Consider the following 19465-nt stretch of genomic DNA (forward strand, 5'->3'; position numbering starts at 1 on the left):
TAGAAATGTTTAATCGTATTGCCTTATGAAAGATAGTTATATCCGCTTTGACTGGGCCATCAAACGTCTTTTGCGTCAGAAAGCTAATTTCGGAGTGCTGGAAGGCTTCCTTTCCGTGTTGTTGGACGAAAAGGTTGAAATCATCGAGTTGTTGGAAAGTGAAAGTAACCAGCAAACCATTGACGATAAATTCAACAGAGTAGATATCAAGGCTAAAAACAGCAAGGGTGATATCATCATTGTGGAAGTACAGAATACACGTGAACTCTATTATCTTGAACGCATCCTTTATGGTGTGGCTAAGGCGATTACAGAACATATCTCTTTGGGAGAACGTTATTGCGAAGTGAAAAAAATATACTCCATAAGTATTCTATATTTTGATATAGGAAAAGGGGACGATTACCTGTATCATGGGCAGAATATTTTCACGGGGGTACATACGGGTGACCGTTTGGAAGTGACTACCAAAGAGAAAAATGCAATTGTGCATAAGCTTCCGGCAGAAATTTTTCCGGAATACTACCTGATTCGTGTGAACGAGTTTAATCAAGTAGCTGTGACCCCGTTGGAAGAATGGATAGAGTATCTGAAAACAGGGTGTATCCGCTCTGATACAACGGCTCCCGGTCTGGAAGAGGCGCGTGAGAAACTACGTTATTATAATATGACTCCCGAAGAACGTCATGCTTACGATGAACACCTGAATGCCATTATGATACAAAATGATGTTCTGGATGGTGCAAAGCTGGAAGGTCTCATGGAAGGTCGTATGGAAGGGCGTGTAGAAGGACGTATGGAAGGGTTAGCCGAAGGTCGCGTAGAAGGTGAAGTCCGAAAGCAAAATGAGATTGCTGCAAATATGAAAAAGTTAGGTTTAGATATTCAACTTATTTTGGAGGCTACTGGTCTAACGCTTGAAGAAATAGAGAAACTGTAATAATCTTGTAAGATTATTTTTTACCCCAATATCCATGCATATAAAGATATTGGGGTTTTTTTATGTGTTTACGTGAATAGTATAGCATTTATCGAATGATTGTCCATCTTTTATCTTGTATAGTCTATTTGTTCTTTTAAAGAAAAACTCTTATTTTGCGGAGTAAATACGTATATAACAATACCATGAGAAGACTTACCTTATTACTAGCGTCTATCGGCTTAGTCATGACAGCCTATAGTCAACCGAACGTAACCCCAAAAGAATGGGGCAATAATGAATATGCCGGAATATGGAAACTGTCAGTAGGCACACCCGAAAAGATCAACCTGCTGAGCGAACTCGATATAACTCCGAAGAAAGAAGCCTTGCAGCAGATGGCGGAAGGTCGGTTACCTATATCACCGACTGATGTAAAAACAGAAGTAAGGGATGGCAAAACGTATATCAGTTTCCCGTTGGAAAAAGGGGAGAAGATATTCGGTCTGGGGCTTAACTTCAAAACTGTCGAACAACGGGGCCGTATCATGCGGCTGCACATGGATCATTACACCGGAAGCGATAACGGCCGTACCCATGCACCGGTTCCTTTCTTCGTCTCTTCCCGCGGCTATGGTGTATTGATCAATTCCGCCCGCTATATAGATTTATGGGTAGGAACGGCCGTTCGCAAGGGACCGAATGCTCCGGAGGAACAAGACCGTAATACAGATCCGACCTGGCCTGCACAACCTTATTCCGACAATATCGAAGTTCTGGTTCCCGCACAGGGGGTGGAATTGGTTTTCTTTGCGGGGCCAACCATGCAGGATGTTGTTCGCCGTTATAATCTGTATAATGGTGGTGGCGCCTTGCCTCCGCGTTGGGGACTGGGTTTCTGGCATCGTACACCGACTTTGTTTACCGATAACGATGTAAAGAAAGAGGTGGATGAATTTGAGAAACGCGGATTTCCTCTTTCCGTGATCGGCCTTGAACCGGGATGGCATAGCAAAGCCTATCCTTGTACCTACGAATGGGATAAAACCCGCTTCCCGGATGCTCCCGGCTTTGCCAAAGAGATGCTCGACCGGAATATACGATTGAACCTCTGGATGAATCCGTATGTATCCAAACATAGTGAAGTATACAATAAAATAAAACCCTATACCGGTTCTCATACGGTCTGGCTGGGTGAGGTTCCCGACTACTCCATGCCTGAAGCCTGTAAAATCATGACCGATCACTTCCGTAAACATCAGGTCGACCTGGGAATAAGCGGATATAAGATGGATGAGAATGACGGATATGATTCCTGGTTGTGGCCTGACGTAGCTACGTTTCCTTCCGGTATCCCGGCGGAACAGTTGCGTAACCTGTATGGTTCGCTGATGCAACAGGCAACGGTAAAGATGTATCGTGAAAAGAATCTGCGTACTTATGGGCAGGTGCGTGCCGGTAATGCGGGAACGAATGCTTATCCTTATGTCCTGTATAATGACTATTACGACCATCGCGGTTTTATCACCGCTTTGATAAACAGTTCTTTTATCGGCGTGTTATGGACACCGGAAGTTCGTTCCTCCAAAACATCGGAAGAATGGCTTCGACGGATGCAGACCGTTTGTTTTTCGCCTATTGCACAGTTGAATGCCTGGGCGGACGGGACGAAACCATGGACTTTTGCAGATGTAGAAGATGATATTCGTGAGATCGCTTTGTTGCGTATTCAGTTGATACCTTATTTATATACCGCTTTTGCCGATTATGCTTTTTATGGAACACCTCCGGTACGTGCCATGAATCTGGAAGAAGGTTATTCTGTCGAAGCACAGACGGAAGAAGGTAAGCTGGATGCAACTGAGAACCCGTATGCGATGGCTGTACGCCGGGAAGTGAAAGACCAGTTTATGGTCGGCGAGAATATCCTGGTCGCCCCATTGTTTGCCGGAGAGAAAGAACGTAAAGTCGTTCTCCCGCAAGGTAAATGGTATGATTTTTATACCGGAAAGTTTGCCGGTGAGGGAGAGGTCATAACTGTTATCCCGGCTGACCGCCATATTCCTGTATATGTAAAAGACGGCGGTATTATCCCACTCTGGCCTGCCATGTCGAAATTCGGAGATCGGAAATATCCGCTGGAAGTACGGCATTATGGAAACAAACCGGGCACATATTCTCTCTATGATGATGACGGAAGTTCCTATAACTACGAAAAGGGAGAGTTTACCCGCATCGACCTGACCGTTACGGTTGATAAGAAAGGAAAGAAAAAAGGGAAAGCCGTTCAACCGAAAGGAAAAAAGATTTGGTCATTCAGTGAATATAATTTCAAGTTTATGACGGAATAAGCAAATACTCTTTCCATATCACAGATGTATTTCTTTTGTTTCACAGTTGGATTCCGTTTGTATCACAGTTGAGTTTCTTTTGTTTCACAGCTGTGATATGAATAAAGAATTGGAGTTTATCCACACATGCTGGCGGGTAAATCATACTGTGACCGGGCTAATTGACTGTATCAGAAACATAATTTTATATGAAACTAAGCAAAACAATTTCACTAACACTACTTTCTTTAACTCTGGGAAGCTATCTGCACGCACAGGATATTCAATCGTTGGCAGGAACCTGGCAGTTCAGTCTCGACCCTGCCGATCAGGGGATGAAAGAAAACTGGCAAGACCGTTCGTTTGATAAAACGATTGCCTTACCGGGAACAACCGATGAAGCGCAATATGGCGAGAAGACGTCCGGTTCCGATTTCGGTATTCTTACCCGTGCTTATAAATACTACGGTCCGGCCTGGTATTCGAGAGAAATTGAAATTCCATCCGAATGGAACGGAAAACGCATTCGGATGGAACTGGAACGCGTCTTATGGGAGTCACGTGTTTTTGTGGATGGAAAGGAGGTGTCCGTGCAGGATGCTTTGTCTACTCCCCATTACCATGATCTCGGTTATCTATCCCCTGGTAAGCATCGTTTGACTATTCGTATCAATAATGATCTGATCTATAATATTGGCGATAAAGGTCATGTCTATACGGAATATACGCAAAGTATTTGGAACGGAGCTGTCGGACGTCTGCAACTGAAGGCAATCGAACCGGTTCATTTTTCTAATCCACAGGTATTTACCAAGGTTTCTCCCTGTTCCCTGCAACTGATGGATACCTTGATGAATACTTCCCCTAAAAAGGTCGATGCACATATAACCTGGCAACTGACCGAGCGTGGGAGTGGAACGGTAGTTTTTACGGAAACAACCGAACAGCCGCTGCAGAAGGGAGCGAACGTACTGAATTTTAAAGCATCTATGCCGCAGGGTATCAAGCTATGGAATGATGTCACTCCCCATTTGTATCAGTTGAAAGTTACCATACGGGATAAAAAGAAAATATACGATACCCGTGAAATTGAGTTCGGTTTCCGGGAAGTGACAACATCCAAATCAAAAATTCTTATCAACGGAAAACCTGTTTTTCTGCGTGGTAATCTCGATTGCGTGCATTTTCCGCTGACGGGTTATCCGTCTTGTAAGGTAGAAGATTGGGAAAAGATTTTCCGTATTTATAAAGACTATGGTCTGAACCATGTCCGTTTTCATTCCTGGTGTCCTCCGGAAGCAGCTTTTATCGCGGCTGACCGGATCGGTATTTATATCCAGGCAGAAACGATTTGGATCGACTGGTGGATGTCTGTCGAGCAGAAAGAACGAAAAGAGATGGATACCAAAGGCCATCCGCAGGGATTGGGTAAGAATCCTTCGGCCGACCGGTATGTGCAGCATGAATTAACCCGTATGATCGATGCTTACGGCAACCATCCGTCTTTCATTATGCAATGTATCGGTAACGAGTTGGGTAACTCTGATTTCGACGTGATGGAGTCGTGGATGAAACCCTTGAAAGAAAAAGACTCGCGCCGCCTGTATGCAACTTCAACGGCTCGTAAGATCATGCCGCTCGATCAATATATGGTCACTCATTATATGGACGGACTGGGCGGAACCCGCGGTCTTCGGGGCGGTGCTTCTACCGCCTGGGACTTTGAAGATGTGTATTCACGTTCGGACATCCCTATTCTTTCGCATGAGATCGGGCAATGGCCGGTTTATCCGAAATGGGAGGAGATAAAGAAATATACAGGTGTACTGAAAGCCCGTAACTTCGAAGAGTTCCGCGAACAGGCACGCAAAAACAGGATCGAGGAACAGAATGAGGAATTTGTCGCAGCTTCCGGTGCCCTGAACCAGATCATGTACAAATATGAAATAGAATCCTTCCTTCGTACGCCTTCCTGTGCCGGTATCCAGTTGCTTAGCATGCAGGATTATCAGGGGCAGGGCGAAGCGTTGATCGGTTGGCTGGATGTTTTTTATGACAGCAAAGGCATTACAACGCCTGAACAGTTCCGTGCGCACCATGATACGACAGTTCCTTTGTTACGTATGCCTAAATATGTATGGGAAAACAACGAACCTTTTACGGCTGAAATGCAGTTGGCACATTACGGAACCGAAGATTTGCAGGAGGGGCTTTACTGGAAGATTAAAGATGAAAACAGTAATCTGGTCGCTTCCGGAAAGACTGCATCCCGCCGTTGGCCCGTAGGTACTTCCGAACTGGGAGGTAAAATAAATTGTGATATTTCTTCTATCTCTGCCGCTCAAAAACTGACGGTTGAAGTCGGTTTGCAGGGACGGCCCATAGTTAACCGTTGGAATATCTGGGTTTATCCGTCTGCAAAATCTTCGGGCAAACCTGTTGTGGCGGAAGATGTGTATGTCACCGACCGGATGGATGCCGAATGCCTGAAACGTTTGGAAAAAGGAGAGAAGGTTCTTTTGCAGGCGTCTGCTTTAGGGACGGAAGAAACCTGCGATAAGATTAGTTTTTACCCTTTGTATTGGTCGCTGACTTTTTTCCCCGGCCAGGGTAAGAATACGATCGGTATGATTGTTCGCGATAAACATCCGTTGTTTGCACAGTTCCCGACCGATTCACATAGCGACTGGCAGTGGCAATCCGTTTATAAAGATGCCCGTGCCTTCTATATAAACGACTATCCGGAAAGTTATAAGCCGATTGCGCAGCCGGTCGATGATTTTCATCGGAATAATAAGCTGGCCTCTATCTTTGAGTTGAAAGTGGGAAAAGGGAAATTGCTTGTTTGCGGTTTTGACCTGAAAGATGAAAAGAATCCGGCTGCACGCCAGTTGAAGAATAGCATCCTGCATTATATGAGTTCGGACGATTTTAATCCTTCGTATGAAAAGGATATTGCCTCTTTGCGGAAAATACTGACTTATGTCGAACCTCTGAAGAGCACTGTTACCGGTGAGTTTAGCAATGCTTTGTTGTATATAGACTGTGCAGCTCCGGATAAAACCTTTGCCAATAAGAAGACAACATACGAGATAACTCCCGACTGGCAGGCAAAGGAGATGGAGTTGACGATCCAATGTCCTCCGGGAATCATTGGTTCCTTATATGTTTGTTTTGCCGATAAGGATAAGAAAGGACGCACGGGACATCTTGTCTTCGAAGGTCGTGACTACGAATTGGTAAAACAAGAGAATGAAGAGTCATGGATTAAACTTCATATTATGCGTGAAGATTCGAACGACGGAATACTTCGTTTGAAAGCAAAGCTGAAGAATGGTCCTGATCTGGTTATTTCGAAAGTGGCTATCGTGGAGGAATGATCGTTCAATAAAGACTGTCGGTTTTTTGTAAAATTAGGGAATCTTTTTGCAGAATCCGATATGGATATAAAGAAAAGAGGAAGTATGTTGCTTTTATATATTTCCTCTTTTTATCTTTGTATATGAGTGAAAAAAACAGATATTATGAAGAAAAACTTATTATTAGCATTAAGTGTGTGGTTACTGACATCCTGCAATGCCGGAATTGATCTTCCGGTTAGACCGTCGGATAGCGATTTACAATTCTCCGATCTGGCAAAGACCTGGGATGAGGGAATGCCATTAGGAAATGCGACTGTTGGTGCCCTGGTTTGGCAGCGGGATTCGGCTTTACGCTTATCCCTGGACAGGACTGACCTTTGGGATTTGCGTCCGATGGATAGTATCTCCGGTCCGAATAACCGGTTTGCCTGGGTTCGTGAACAAGTGAAGAAAAAGGATTATCTTCCGGTTCAGCAGAAATACGACCATCCGTATGATCGTCAACCGGCTCCGTCCAAAATACCGGGGGCGGCGCTGGAATTTTCTTTGGTAGAACTGGGCTCTCCTTCCGATGTCCGTCTTTATCTGAATGACGCGCTTTGTGAAGCGACGTGGGATAATGGAACTACATTGAAAACTTTTGTCCATGCCACCGAACCGGTCGGTTGGTTTGTTTTCGAGAATTTACCCTTGTCGATAACTCCTACCTTAATTTCTCCCAAATACAGTACAGGGGGAGATAAAGCCGGTAATTCTGTAGAAGGGCAGGATTTGCGTCGTCTAGGTTATAAACAAGGTACTATTGATGAAGATGCGAATCAGATAGCCTATCATCAGGAAGGCTGGAATGGTTTTTCGTATGATGTGAATGTTCGTTGGGAGCAGAAAGGAAAGACGCTGTATGGTGTCTGGAGTGTGACTTCTTCATTGGAATCCGATAAGGCAACTGAAAAGACACAGGAAGCCATGACACGCGGAGTGAATCAGGATTATCAGTATCACCTGAATTTCTGGAAGAACTATTGGGCACAGTCATCCGTCACACTTCCGGATCCTGTTTTGCAGAAACAATATGATAATGAAATGTATAAATATGGTTCTGCCACCCGCGAAAACTCTTATCCTATCTCTTTGCAGGCTGTATGGACTGCCGATAACGGTAAACTCCCGCCCTGGAAAGGCGATTATCATCATGACCTGAATACTCAACTCAGTTACTGGCCGACTTATACCGGCAACCACCTGACGGAAGGTTTGGGTTATCTGAATACGCTTTGGAATCAGCGGGATGTCTATAAGGAATATACCCGCCAGTATTTTGAAACGGATGGTATGAATGTCCCCGGTGTATGTACGTTGTTAGGTGTTCCGATGGGTGGATGGATTCAATATTCCATGTCGCAGACGGCCGGAGCCTGGCTGGCACAGCATTTTTATCTTCACTGGAAATATTCGATGGACCGTGATTTCCTGAAAGACCGTGCTTATCCTTTCCTGAAAGACGTGGCTACATACCTGGAACAAATATCCGTGGTGGATGCTCAGGGTGTTCGTAAACTGACCATGAGTTCCAGTCCTGAGATATACGATAACTCGATCAACGCCTGGTTTAAGGATATGACAAACTATGATCTGGCTTTGATGAAGTTCGCTTTCAGTGCCGCATCTGAACTTGCCGGGGAATTAGAGATTCCGGAAGAGGCTGCTCATTGGAAAAAACTGAATGAACAACTACCGGAACTGGATGTGGATAAGGAGGGTGCCTTGACGTTTGCCAAAGGTTTCTCATACGATCAATCCCACCGCCATTTCTCTCATGCGATGGCTATCCATCCATTGGGTTTGCTGGATTGGAACCAGGGTGAAAAGTCACAACAGATCATTAAAGCTACGATAAAGAAGTTGCAGGATTATGGTCCCGACTACTGGACCGGTTATTCATACAGTTGGTTTGGTAATATGAAAGCCCGTGCATTTGACGGTGATGGTGCCGCCCGGGAATTGCGTACATTTGCTGAATGTTTCTGCTTGCGTAATACATTCCATGCCAACGGCGACCAGACAAAAACAGGAAAATCCAAATTCACATACCGTCCGTTTACCCTGGAAGGTAACTTTGCCTTCGCTGCCGGTATCCAGGAAATGCTTTTGCAAAGCCATACCGGAATCATCCGTGTGTTCCCGGCGATCCCTTCCGACTGGTCGAATGTCTCTTTTGATAACCTTCGTGCCATGGGTGCTTTCCTTATCTCTGCCGAAAAACAAAACGGAAAGATCACCAAACTTCGCATCTATCCTGAACAGGGCGGAACATTACGTCTCGCATCTCCGTTCGGAACAGATGAAGCAGTAGTAACGGGTAATGCCGGAGATGTTACGAACGAGGATGGTATATTATCGTTTGAAACCCGTAAAGGTGAATGGGTGGATATAAAGCCGGCAGACCATCGTATTGAATAGTTCTTTGGAATAAATAGAACAGAAAGTGTATGGACCGGGCTGAGATTGAATGTCGTCTGACAAATCAATCACTCGCCCCGGTCCATACATTTTTTTGTTACATATTGTCTGGATTACATTTTTACATTTGGGATATTTTCTATAACTTGCCGTGATTTTTAATACTAAATCTGATTTGACTTAAACGAAAAATTAAGAATGTACAATAATTAAAACAATCATTTTATGAAATTCCAGAAAACACTATTCGGATGTTTAGTTGGCGTAGCTTTGTCTATGAATGTAAACGCCCAAGAAGTACAAGGATTCGTTCATGAACGTTCTACTGATTATGAATGGCCTACAGATCAACAGGTCTTGGATAAACTTGATAAATGGCAGGACCAGAAATTCGGTGTATTATTCCATTGGGGACTTTATTCGGTTCCGGGTATTGTAGAGTCATGGTCTATTTGTTCAGAGGATGTAGACTGGATTTCCCGTAAAAAGGATATGACGTACGATGAATACAAGAAGTGGTATTGGGGATTGAAGGAATCACTGAACCCGACACAGTTCAATCCGGACAAATGGGCTGATATTATGAAGGATGCCGGAATGAAATATATGATTTTTACAACCAAACACCATGATGGTTTCTGTATGTTTGATTCAAAATATACAGATTTTTCTATTGCAAACGGTCCTTTTGCCAATAACCCCAAAAAAGATGTAGCCCGTTATGTCTTTGACGCATTCCGTCAGAAGGATTTCATGATCGGGTGTTATTTCTCCAAACCGGACTGGCATTGCGAATGGTTTTGGAATCCTTATTTTGCAACTCCCAACCGCCGCCAGAATTATAAGATAGACCGTCATCCGGACTGGTGGAAAAATTACCAGGAATTTACCTATAACCAGATGGATGAACTGATGACTAATTATGGCAACTTCGATATCCTTTGGCTGGATGGCGGCTGGGTGACCGGTGGAGATGTCCATCTGGATAAATTATTGAACAAGGTACGTACTTCTACTCAACCGGGGTTGATTTCTGTGGATCGTACTATCCGTGGAAGAAATGAAAATTATCAAACTCCGGAACGTAGTATTCCTGAGACTCAGTTGAATAATCCCTGGGAAAGTTGTATTACTTTGAGCAACGACTGGGGATGGGTTCCTAATGCTCCTTATAAATCACCGACGAAAGTTATCGGTCTGCTGGCTGAAATCACGGCTAAAGGCGGATGTCTGCTGCTGGGTGTCGGTCCTACGCCACAGGGTACTATTGAAGATGCTGTTGCAGAACGTTTGCATGTGATCGGTGACTGGCTGAGAGCCAATGGAAAGGCTATTTACAACACTCGTATCACTCCGGTTTATAATGATGGAAATGTTTGGTTTACAGCAGACAAGGACGGTAAAACATTATATGCTGTTTATGCTTTGCCGGAAGGAGAGAATTTGCCTGAAACAATTGAATGGACAGGGAACATTCCGACAGGAAAAATGAAAATGCTGAAAGGTAACAAAACAGTGAAATATACCAGCAAGGACGGTAAGGTAAAAGTTATTCTTCCGAAAGGGTTGAAAAACGAACCGGTTGCTTTGCAGTTCACTTTGAAGAGATAATAAATGAAATAAAATAACACATGTTATATGAGTAAAACAACTTCTTTAATTATCGGGCTTATCGCCTTTGCAGGACATGCAATGGCACAACAACCGTTATACAAACAGGCTAAGGCTCCTGTTGAAGACAGAGTAAAAGATCTTATAGAGCGTATGACGGTTGAAGAAAAAGTCGGTCAGTTATGTTGTCCGCTGGGTTGGGAAATGTATACCAAAACGGCTAACGGCGTTGTTGCTTCCGACCTTTATAAAGAACGGATGAAGACGATGCCTATCGGTTCATTCTGGGCAGTCCTTCGAGCCGATCCCTGGACACAAAAAACGTTGGAGACAGGATTGAATCCGGAACTGTCAGCTAAAGCATTAAATGCCTTACAAAAATATGCTGTAGAAGAAACCCGCCTGGGAATCCCTGTCCTATTTGCAGAAGAATGTCCGCACGGACATATGGCAATTGGTACCACTGTCTTCCCGACATCTTTGTCGCAGGCAAGTACCTGGAATGCAGAGTTAATGCATCGGATGGGAGAGGCTATTGCCCTGGAAGCACGTTCACAGGGGGCCAATATCGGTTATGGTCCGGTGCTGGATATTGCCCGTGAACCCCGTTGGTCACGTATGGAAGAGACTTTCGGTGAAGATCCTGTGCTGACAACTCATCTGGGAGTTGCCTTTATGAAAGGTATGCAGGGTAAATCGCAGAATGACGGAAAGCATTTGTATTCTACCTTGAAACATTTTGCCGCTTATGGCATTCCTGAAGCCGGACATAACGGTGCACGTGCCAATGTCGGTATGCGTCAGTTATTTTCCGATTATCTGCCTCCTTTCAAGAAAGCAGTGGAAGAAGGAGTCGCAACAATTATGACTTCCTATAATACTATCGATGGCGTTCCCTGTACTTCTAATAAATATTTATTGACGGATGTTCTCCGTGATCAATGGGGTTTTAAAGGGTTCGTTTATTCGGATTTAACAAGTATCGAAGGTATTGTAGGGGCAAGAGTGGCGAAAGATAATAAGGAAGCTGCCGTTTTGGCTTTAAAAGCTGGTCTTGATATGGACCTGGGAGGAAATGCTTATGGAAAGAATCTTCAGAAAGCCTTGGAAGAAGGTGCCATCACCATGGATGACCTCAACAGAGCGGTCGCTAATGTCCTCCGTCTGAAATTCCGCATGGGGTTGTTTGAGAATCCGTATGTTTCACCGGAACAGGCCAAACAGGTGGTACGTTCAAAAGCTCACAAGGAACTGGCTCGCGAAGTTGCCCGTGAAGGGATTGTTTTATTAAAAAATGAAGGTGTATTGCCTCTGAAGAAAAATATCGGAAATATCGCTGTGATCGGTCCGAATGCAGATATGATGTATAACCAGTTGGGTGACTATACGGCTCCTCAGGAACGTGAAGAGATTGTTACGGTACTGGATGGCATACGAAAAGCCGTCTCTCCTTCTACAAAAGTAAATTACGTAAAAGGTTGTGCAATCCGTGATGTAACGACCAGTAATATCCCGGCGGCGGTGGAAGCTGCCCGTGCTGCCGATGCGGTTGTTTTGGTTGTTGGTGGTTCGAGTGCCCGCGATTTCAAGACAAAATATATAGGTACAGGTGCAGCAGATGTTTCTAACGACGGAAACCAACTCCTGTCAGATATGGATTGTGGCGAAGGATATGACCGTAGCACATTGCGTTTGCTGGGCGATCAGGAAAAACTCCTGGAGGCGGTAGCTGCCACAGGTAAACCATTGGTTGTTATTTATATCCAGGGACGTACATTAAATATGAACCTGGCTTCGGAAAAGGCACAGGCGTTGCTTACTGCTTGGTATCCGGGTGAACAGGGTGGGGCAGCTATAGCAGATGTTTTGTTTGGCGATTATAATCCTGCCGGGCGTTTGCCTGTATCCGTACCCCGTAGCGAAGGTCAGTTACCCTTATTCTATTCACAGGGAAAACAGCGTGCCTATGTCGAAGAAGAAGGAACGCCTCTTTATGCATTTGGCTATGGATTAAGCTACACTAAGTTTGATTACAGTCAATTGGAGTTGCAGAAAGGTAATGGAAAAAATGTCTTGCAAACAGTCAGTTGTACGGTTACCAATACCGGAGACTGTGACGGGGAGGAAGTTGTCCAGCTTTACATCTGTGATAAAGTAGCCTCTGTTTCCCAGTCCCCAATCCTGTTAAAGGCTTTCGAACGTATCTCCCTGAAGAAAGGCGAAAGCAAGAAAGTTACTTTCACATTGGGTGAAGAAGAACTGTCTCTTTATAATATGGAAATGAAACAGGTGGTAGAACCGGGAGACTTCAAAGTCATGGTTGGAGCAGCTTCAGATGATATCCGGTTGGAAGGAGAGTTTACATTGTAATAGAAGTTTCTATATCTAAAAGAAAAGGCTGGATTCGATGTGAGTCCAGCCTTTTTTGTGTTATATACTAAGTATATATTCAATATCTTTGATTACATTTTTTCCTATAGTTCCTAAATTGGAACATTTTTGGAGAATCCGTTCCGTATTTAAAAGTTCTTACCACAAGCATTATACTTACTGATAATGAGATCATAACTTACTTTGTAATCGTAAATCTTTTATGAATTAAAGCATTGTATAAAGTAGTTTTCACTAAACATTATTATTATGGAAAACAAGAAAATGTGTGTTTGGAAACGAGGGGGATACTTTTTTATTGCGACTTTATTAGGAGCGGGTCCTTTCTCAAGTCATGTTTATGCCGGAACTGATCATGATCAGTTCAACTCGGTCACTACCGAGTTGAACTGATCATGATCAGTTCAACTCGGTCACTACCGAGTTGAACTATGGTTTAAATCAGAAAAAAGGAAAAAAAGTTACAGGAACGATTATCGATGAAACCGGCGAACCTGTTATTGGAGCTAATGTAGTACAAAAAGGTACTACTAATGGAAGTATAACAGATATAGACGGGCGATTCTCATTGGAAATTCCGGAAGATGCTATTCTGGAAATATCTTATATCGGTTATCTGACCCAGTCTATTCCGGTAGGGAATAAATCTTCTTTACAAATCACTCTCCGGGAAGATACTCAAAAATTGGATGAGGTGATTGTTGTTGGATATGGTTCTACTAGTGTCCGGAAAAATACGGCCGCCTTGGCTACAGTAGATAACACGAAGGTGCTCGAAGTTCCTTTTTCGGACATGGGATCGAGTTTGCAAGGACGTGTACCAGGTGTAATTGTACAGCAGGGATCGGCTGAGCCGGGGCAGAATGGAGCCAGTGTTTCTATACGTGGTAATGGAGATCCATTATATGTGATTGACGGATTTGTTTCTTCGAGCGGCCGTTTTATGGCACTGAATAAATCGGATATCGAATCGATGACCGTATTGAAAGATGCAGCCTCTACTGCTGTTTATGGTATGAATGCCGGTAATGGTGTAGTTGTAGTCACTACTAAACAGGGGAAAGCCGGAAAGTTGAGTGTAAATTATCAGGCTAATTTCGCATTCAATACACCGTCTTATCCGGCAGAGCGTTTGAATGCATATGAATATGCAACGGCCATTAATAAATTGAACCAATCTTTAGGTAATGGCCTCAATTCATTCAGAACACAAGAAGAAATGGCAGAGATTGAAGCGAATCTAGGTTCATACACAAACTGGGAAAATGCATTATTACGTAATTATACACCTCAGAATGAACATACGGTATCTATTAGTGGAGGTAATGATAAGCTGAAATATTTTGGTAGTCTGAATTATCTGGGACAGAAAGGTATTTATAAATCGGATAAGTTGAACTATGATCGTTATAATTACCGGACCAATGTAAGCAGTAATTTCGATGAAATAGGTTTAACAGTCGGTTTGAATGTCAATGGAACGGTAAAAGACGAACTATATCCCAGCGCCAGTGCATATACTCTCTATTCCCGCCTGAAGGACAGGACACCTTTTGAGAAACCATATAATGAAGACGGCACAGTTTCCAATCAATTTGATAACCCTGCGTTACAACTGGATGGTCCGGGTGAAATCAAATATCGTACCGTTTATAATCAATTAGCTGTCAATCTGGAGTGGGCAGTACCTTGGGTAAAAGGCTTGAAGTTCGGTTTTGACGGAAATTATAATATCGAGAGTCAGGACAGGGCTGACTGGTATGAAAATGCCACCTATTATGATGTGGATGGGAATGCCACCTTTGAAGATCCTTCCAATATCAGTATGACTCGTTCTTCTTATCAGCACAACCGATATGATTTCAATGTGCGTGCCGATTATAAGAACACCTTTAATGAAAAACATAATGTACTGGTAACTTTAGTGCACAACCGTCAGTATTATCATGGGACATCTCTTTCTGCCAGTTCGAATACCTTCTATCTGTCGACGATACATCAGATACAAAACGGAGATGCTGCCAGTATTACGGCAAGCAACAAAGAAAGTAAACAGACCTCGATGGGATATGTAGGCCGTCTTCGTTATGACTATGACAACCGGTATATGGCAGAGTTCTCCGGACGTTACGATGGCTCGGACTGTTTTCCGAAAGGGAACCGGTTCGGTTTCTTCCCTTCCGGTTCTTTGGGATGGGCTATTTCGGAAGAAGAGTTCTTTTCGCCGGTAAAGGATTTAGGTATATTCGATTACTTCAAAGTGCGCGGCTCATACGGTGAAATCGGTTTGAACGGAGCAAAACATGACGATTATGCTTATTTGACAACTTTCAATTATAATTCTAATGCATATGTAATCGGTGGAAGCATGGTCAATTCGATTACGCCGGGGGCTACTCCCAGTATAAATATGACCTGGTACACCCGTGATAAAACAGACGTTGGTATTGATTTTTCTACGTTGGGGAACAAACTGGAAGGTTCGTTCGACTGGTTTTATGAACGGACAAAGGGATATCTGGTGGCACCGAAATATGAATATACGGATCCGATCGGTTATGACCTGCCTTTGATTGTTTCCAAGGCAGAAGACCGTTCTGAAGGATTGGATGGTTTTGTAAAATATACGGATAAGATTGGGCAAGTTAATTTCTCTGCCGGTTTCAACTTTACCTGGTATCGCTCGATTAAGGCAATAACCAATGAAGATAAAGTAACTTTGTCAAATCCTTATACTCGTGAACAAGGATATAAGCAAGGTTATCTGGGAACAGGCTTCGTCGGGACACAGTTTTATATGACTCCGGAAGATGTATTGAATAATCCGAAACGTATTAATTCGAAAGACCTGCGCCCCGGTGATTTATGGTATGCCGATGTGAATGGTGATGGTCAGATTACAGGGCAGGATCAGCGTAAATACGGAAACAATGCAAGTCCGCGTTTTGTATTTGGTATCGACTTGTCGGCAAACTGGAAAGGTTTAAATGTTTTGGCAAATATCCAGGGAACCGGTCGTAGACAGACTTATATGAGTGCTGTAGCTATGGGAAAAGAAGGTGAACGAAGGCTGGACTTTACTTATCAGCTCGATACCTGGTCACCGACTAACACCGATGCTACATTCCCTCGTCCGGGTAATACGTCGTTGAATGAAAATAATAACTATGTCGATTCTGATTTTTGGGCTCGCAATTCAAATTATGTGCGTTTGAAATCGTTGACAGTCTCATATGATTTGAAATATGCAGCTTTGAGAAGCTTGTCGTGGTTACAGAATCTGACGGTCTTTGCTTCTGGTGTGAACTTATTCGCTATCGGTCCTTCTGTGAAATATGCTGACCCTGAAGCTTCGAACTTCGACGGATATGCTTATCCGATGATGCGTACTTATTCCCTTGGATTCCAATTAGGATTTTAATAACAGATAAAAGAGTAAATTATGAAAAGAATATATATAGGCCTTGTTGTTTTAGGCCTTGCATTGACAAATACTTCATGTTCGGACTTTCTTGATACGAGACCGTATGATAAGATCATTGGGGATGATACATGGACGAGTGAAACGTTGGCAGAATCATTTGTGTATTCCATCTACTCGAGTGTACTACAAAAAAGTTTGTGGCTAGGAGCATACGGACATCGTTATTCCTGCCATGCTGAAAGTTCAACAAAGAATGCTATGACAGGTACGCTGAACAGTTCTTACTGGTCGAGGGACCGTGCAGAAGGGGTGACCGCAGATGATAATTATGAATGGTTGGATTACAGTGTTCTTTGGCGTATTCACACAGCAATGGAAGAGATTACCGCAAGTGAAATATTCTCAGAAGAATTTAAAACCCGTACTATCGGGGAATTGAAATTTTTACGTGCAGCTCATTATTTCTTGTTTGCCCGTCAATATGGAGGACTACAGATTATTGACCGTGTGTTGTCTGTAGAGGATGATTTGCAAATACCACGTTCTTCAGTTAAGGAGACATATGATTTTATCATAAAGGATTTGGAAGAAGCGACCCAGGCATTACCGGCAACCGGAAAAGTAGCCAGAGGACGTGTCAGCAGTATGGCTGCCCATGCTTTGTTGATGCGTGTAGCAAATCAAGCGGCGGCTTATGCCGATGGTGGTTCTGCCCAAAGCCAATATTATGATAAAGTGATTGCGGCAGGTACGGCTTTAGGATTGGATGCCGATGGTAGCCAGTTAAGTCCTTATTATGATATGTTCCGTTCGTACGAAACGGCAGTTACAGCACAGGAACAAATTCTGGTTGTGGAACGTCTTAAATTAAATTCATCCCTACATGATACTCCTATGCAATATCAGGGTTTATGGCATGCCGGTAATATATCGGAATATGCTAAAAAGAATTTTCCGATCCATGCAACGATGAATTATTGGGGAATGGATGGTGGTTCATGGCCTACGCAGGATTTAGTAGACGATTATCTGGTAGAAGAAACAGACGGATCGATCAAGTATTGGGAAGATGCATCATATGTACAGACAGGGACAAACGTCGATGAAAAGATGTATTTTAGTAAGGATAAGAAAAGAGATTTACGCTTCTATACAACGATTTTATATGATAGCTGTCTGTATTTCAATGGTCAGGAACGTATTTTCTTCCGTCGTGACGGAAACTGTTCCAACTCTAACAGTCCGATCAATGCAGGAGCGGAAGATGAATACGGACGTAGGGCAGGAGATTTGGATAACTATAATTCTTCAACCGGTTATGCCATGTTGAAATATCATTATGACCCTGTTGTTTCTTTACCTGACCCAGGTTCACAAAAACTGGATTATTGTTATTCCGTATTACGTTATGGCGAGGCTTATTTAAATATGGCAGAGGCTTATCTGATGAAAGGAGATTTTGCGAATGCCCGTAAATATATGATCCCGACGATGGTAAAACATGGAGGGTTCAGCCCGGAAAAAGCTGCGGCATATCTCAATACGAAAAGCGGAAACGGCTGGAACGATCCTTTATTCGAAGCCTATAAACGTGAACGTAATGTTGAAATGGTGTATGAATGCAATGACCGCTATTGGTCTCTTTTGCGATGGGGAATGCGTCAGAGTGGCGGTGTCGGTAACGGGGCCTATGCAACGAGTGGTTTCGTTATCCCTGAATTGGTTGGACCATTACGTGGTATACGTATCTCTCGTGACGGACAGAAGTATGAATTTTTTGAAGTAAATAATGCGATAGGAGAAGCCCGGTTCTCCCCGAAACGCTATTTAGTACCGTTGAACCGTAGCTTCTGCTTGAAATCCGGTGTTGTACAGAATGCGGGATGGGAATGATCTTATTAATAGTAAATAAAAAGACAAATACAATGAAAAGATATTTTAATATATTGGTCGGATGCTTATTGATATTCTCTATGAATAGTTGTTTATATCACAATCTGGAGGATTTAGAGAACTCATCGGATAAAAAAATGACGAATGTCGATTATTCATATCGTTTTTTATATAACGATACGATTCAGAAAGGAACTGCCAATCAGGAAATTCTTGAAGGACGCGTTTGTGAAGTGATTTTTAGTAAATCGATAGAGAATGTGGAAGAAAACGGAATAACTGGTTTTAAAACGACTCTGACTCATACTCTGAATAGTATTCAGAAAGCGGGACCATCCGGTTCCGTTACGAAGGAAATGCTGTATAAGATGTTCGAAGAACAGATCGCACAGGATGGTTTATCGAAGCTCTGGGTATATGTCTCCATTTCGGATGCCGCTATCATTTCACCGTTGGAGGGAGCGCCTACGTTAGGAGCCCCCGGTGATTTTACAAAAGATCGTTATTACCGGGTGACTGCAGCAGATGGTTCCACACAGGATTATATATTGAAAACTGTAAAAGCTTTCTGATTATCTGTTTTTCATAAAGAGTAAAAAAAAGGGCTGTCTAACAAGTTTAGTCAGCCCTTTTTGTGTCAAAAATATAGGGATCTTTTATTCTTACATAGTCTTAGTAGAACTACAGCCTTTTTTATAATAATCGTGACAATTATTAGTAAATATTATCTGTTAGCTTATATTAAAACCAGTTGATTATGATTCAAAATTTAAGAATACATCATACTATTTTACTTCCGCGTAATCAGATGAATATCAATTCTAAATTTGTCTTTACAAAATTCTTGATTATTTGATAAAAACTTATCCTGTTATCCATAAAGTATATGGAGAATACGGATTTTATTTCCTAAAAAAAGTATACAAAACGGAATCGCTGTTGAATCGGATAAAATAAATTATGCTCTGTATATATCAGATATACAGAGCATAATTGTTTGTGGTGAACAAATACATGTGCTCTTCTTAACCATAGTTCTACTAAGACTATGTAAGAATAAAAGATCCCTATATTT

The 19465-nt window shown here is 42.8% G+C and carries 9 protein-coding genes; all 9 read left to right on the forward strand.

Features of this window, described 5'->3' with window-relative positions:
* The first annotated feature begins 25 nt into the window (after positions 1 to 25).
* On the forward strand, positions 26 to 940 hold the full coding sequence (locus tag DWW91_RS12825) for an Rpn family recombination-promoting nuclease/putative transposase (protein WP_122327947.1): 915 nt from the start codon (positions 26 to 28) through the stop codon (positions 938 to 940).
* A 185-nt stretch (positions 941 to 1125) separates the two neighbouring features.
* Positions 1126 to 3270, forward strand: a complete 2145-nt coding sequence (locus DWW91_RS12830) for a TIM-barrel domain-containing protein (RefSeq protein WP_233584480.1) — start codon at positions 1126 to 1128, stop codon at positions 3268 to 3270.
* 188 nt (positions 3271 to 3458) lie between these two features.
* Positions 3459 to 6629 (forward strand): glycoside hydrolase family 2 protein, encoded by a 3171-nt coding sequence (locus tag DWW91_RS12835; protein ID WP_122327949.1) that lies wholly within the window; start codon positions 3459 to 3461, stop codon positions 6627 to 6629.
* A gap of 144 nt (positions 6630 to 6773) precedes the next feature.
* Entirely contained in the window at positions 6774 to 9071 is a 2298-nt protein-coding gene (locus tag DWW91_RS12840; RefSeq protein ID WP_122327950.1) for a glycoside hydrolase family 95-like protein, read from the forward strand.
* A 225-nt stretch (positions 9072 to 9296) separates the two neighbouring features.
* A complete protein-coding gene (locus DWW91_RS12845) occupies positions 9297 to 10682 on the forward strand; it encodes an alpha-L-fucosidase (RefSeq protein WP_007653355.1) in 1386 nt (461 codons plus the stop codon).
* 27 nt (positions 10683 to 10709) lie between these two features.
* Positions 10710 to 13052 (forward strand): glycoside hydrolase family 3 N-terminal domain-containing protein, encoded by a 2343-nt coding sequence (locus DWW91_RS12850; RefSeq protein WP_122327951.1) that lies wholly within the window; start codon positions 10710 to 10712, stop codon positions 13050 to 13052.
* 445 nt (positions 13053 to 13497) lie between these two features.
* Entirely contained in the window at positions 13498 to 16494 is a 2997-nt protein-coding gene (locus DWW91_RS12855; protein ID WP_122327952.1) for a TonB-dependent receptor, read from the forward strand.
* A 21-nt stretch (positions 16495 to 16515) separates the two neighbouring features.
* A complete protein-coding gene (locus tag DWW91_RS12860; RefSeq protein WP_122327953.1) occupies positions 16516 to 18390 on the forward strand; it encodes a RagB/SusD family nutrient uptake outer membrane protein in 1875 nt (624 codons plus the stop codon).
* A 32-nt stretch (positions 18391 to 18422) separates the two neighbouring features.
* The gene (locus DWW91_RS12865; protein WP_007653362.1) at positions 18423 to 18962 is read left to right on the forward strand and encodes a hypothetical protein; all 540 of its coding nucleotides are present in this window, start codon (positions 18423 to 18425) and stop codon (positions 18960 to 18962) included.
* Positions 18963 to 19465 lie beyond the last annotated feature (503 nt).

Source organism: Parabacteroides sp. AF17-3 (genome assembly GCF_003635445.1).
In the GTDB taxonomy this organism is placed as follows: domain Bacteria; phylum Bacteroidota; class Bacteroidia; order Bacteroidales; family Tannerellaceae; genus Parabacteroides; species Parabacteroides goldsteinii.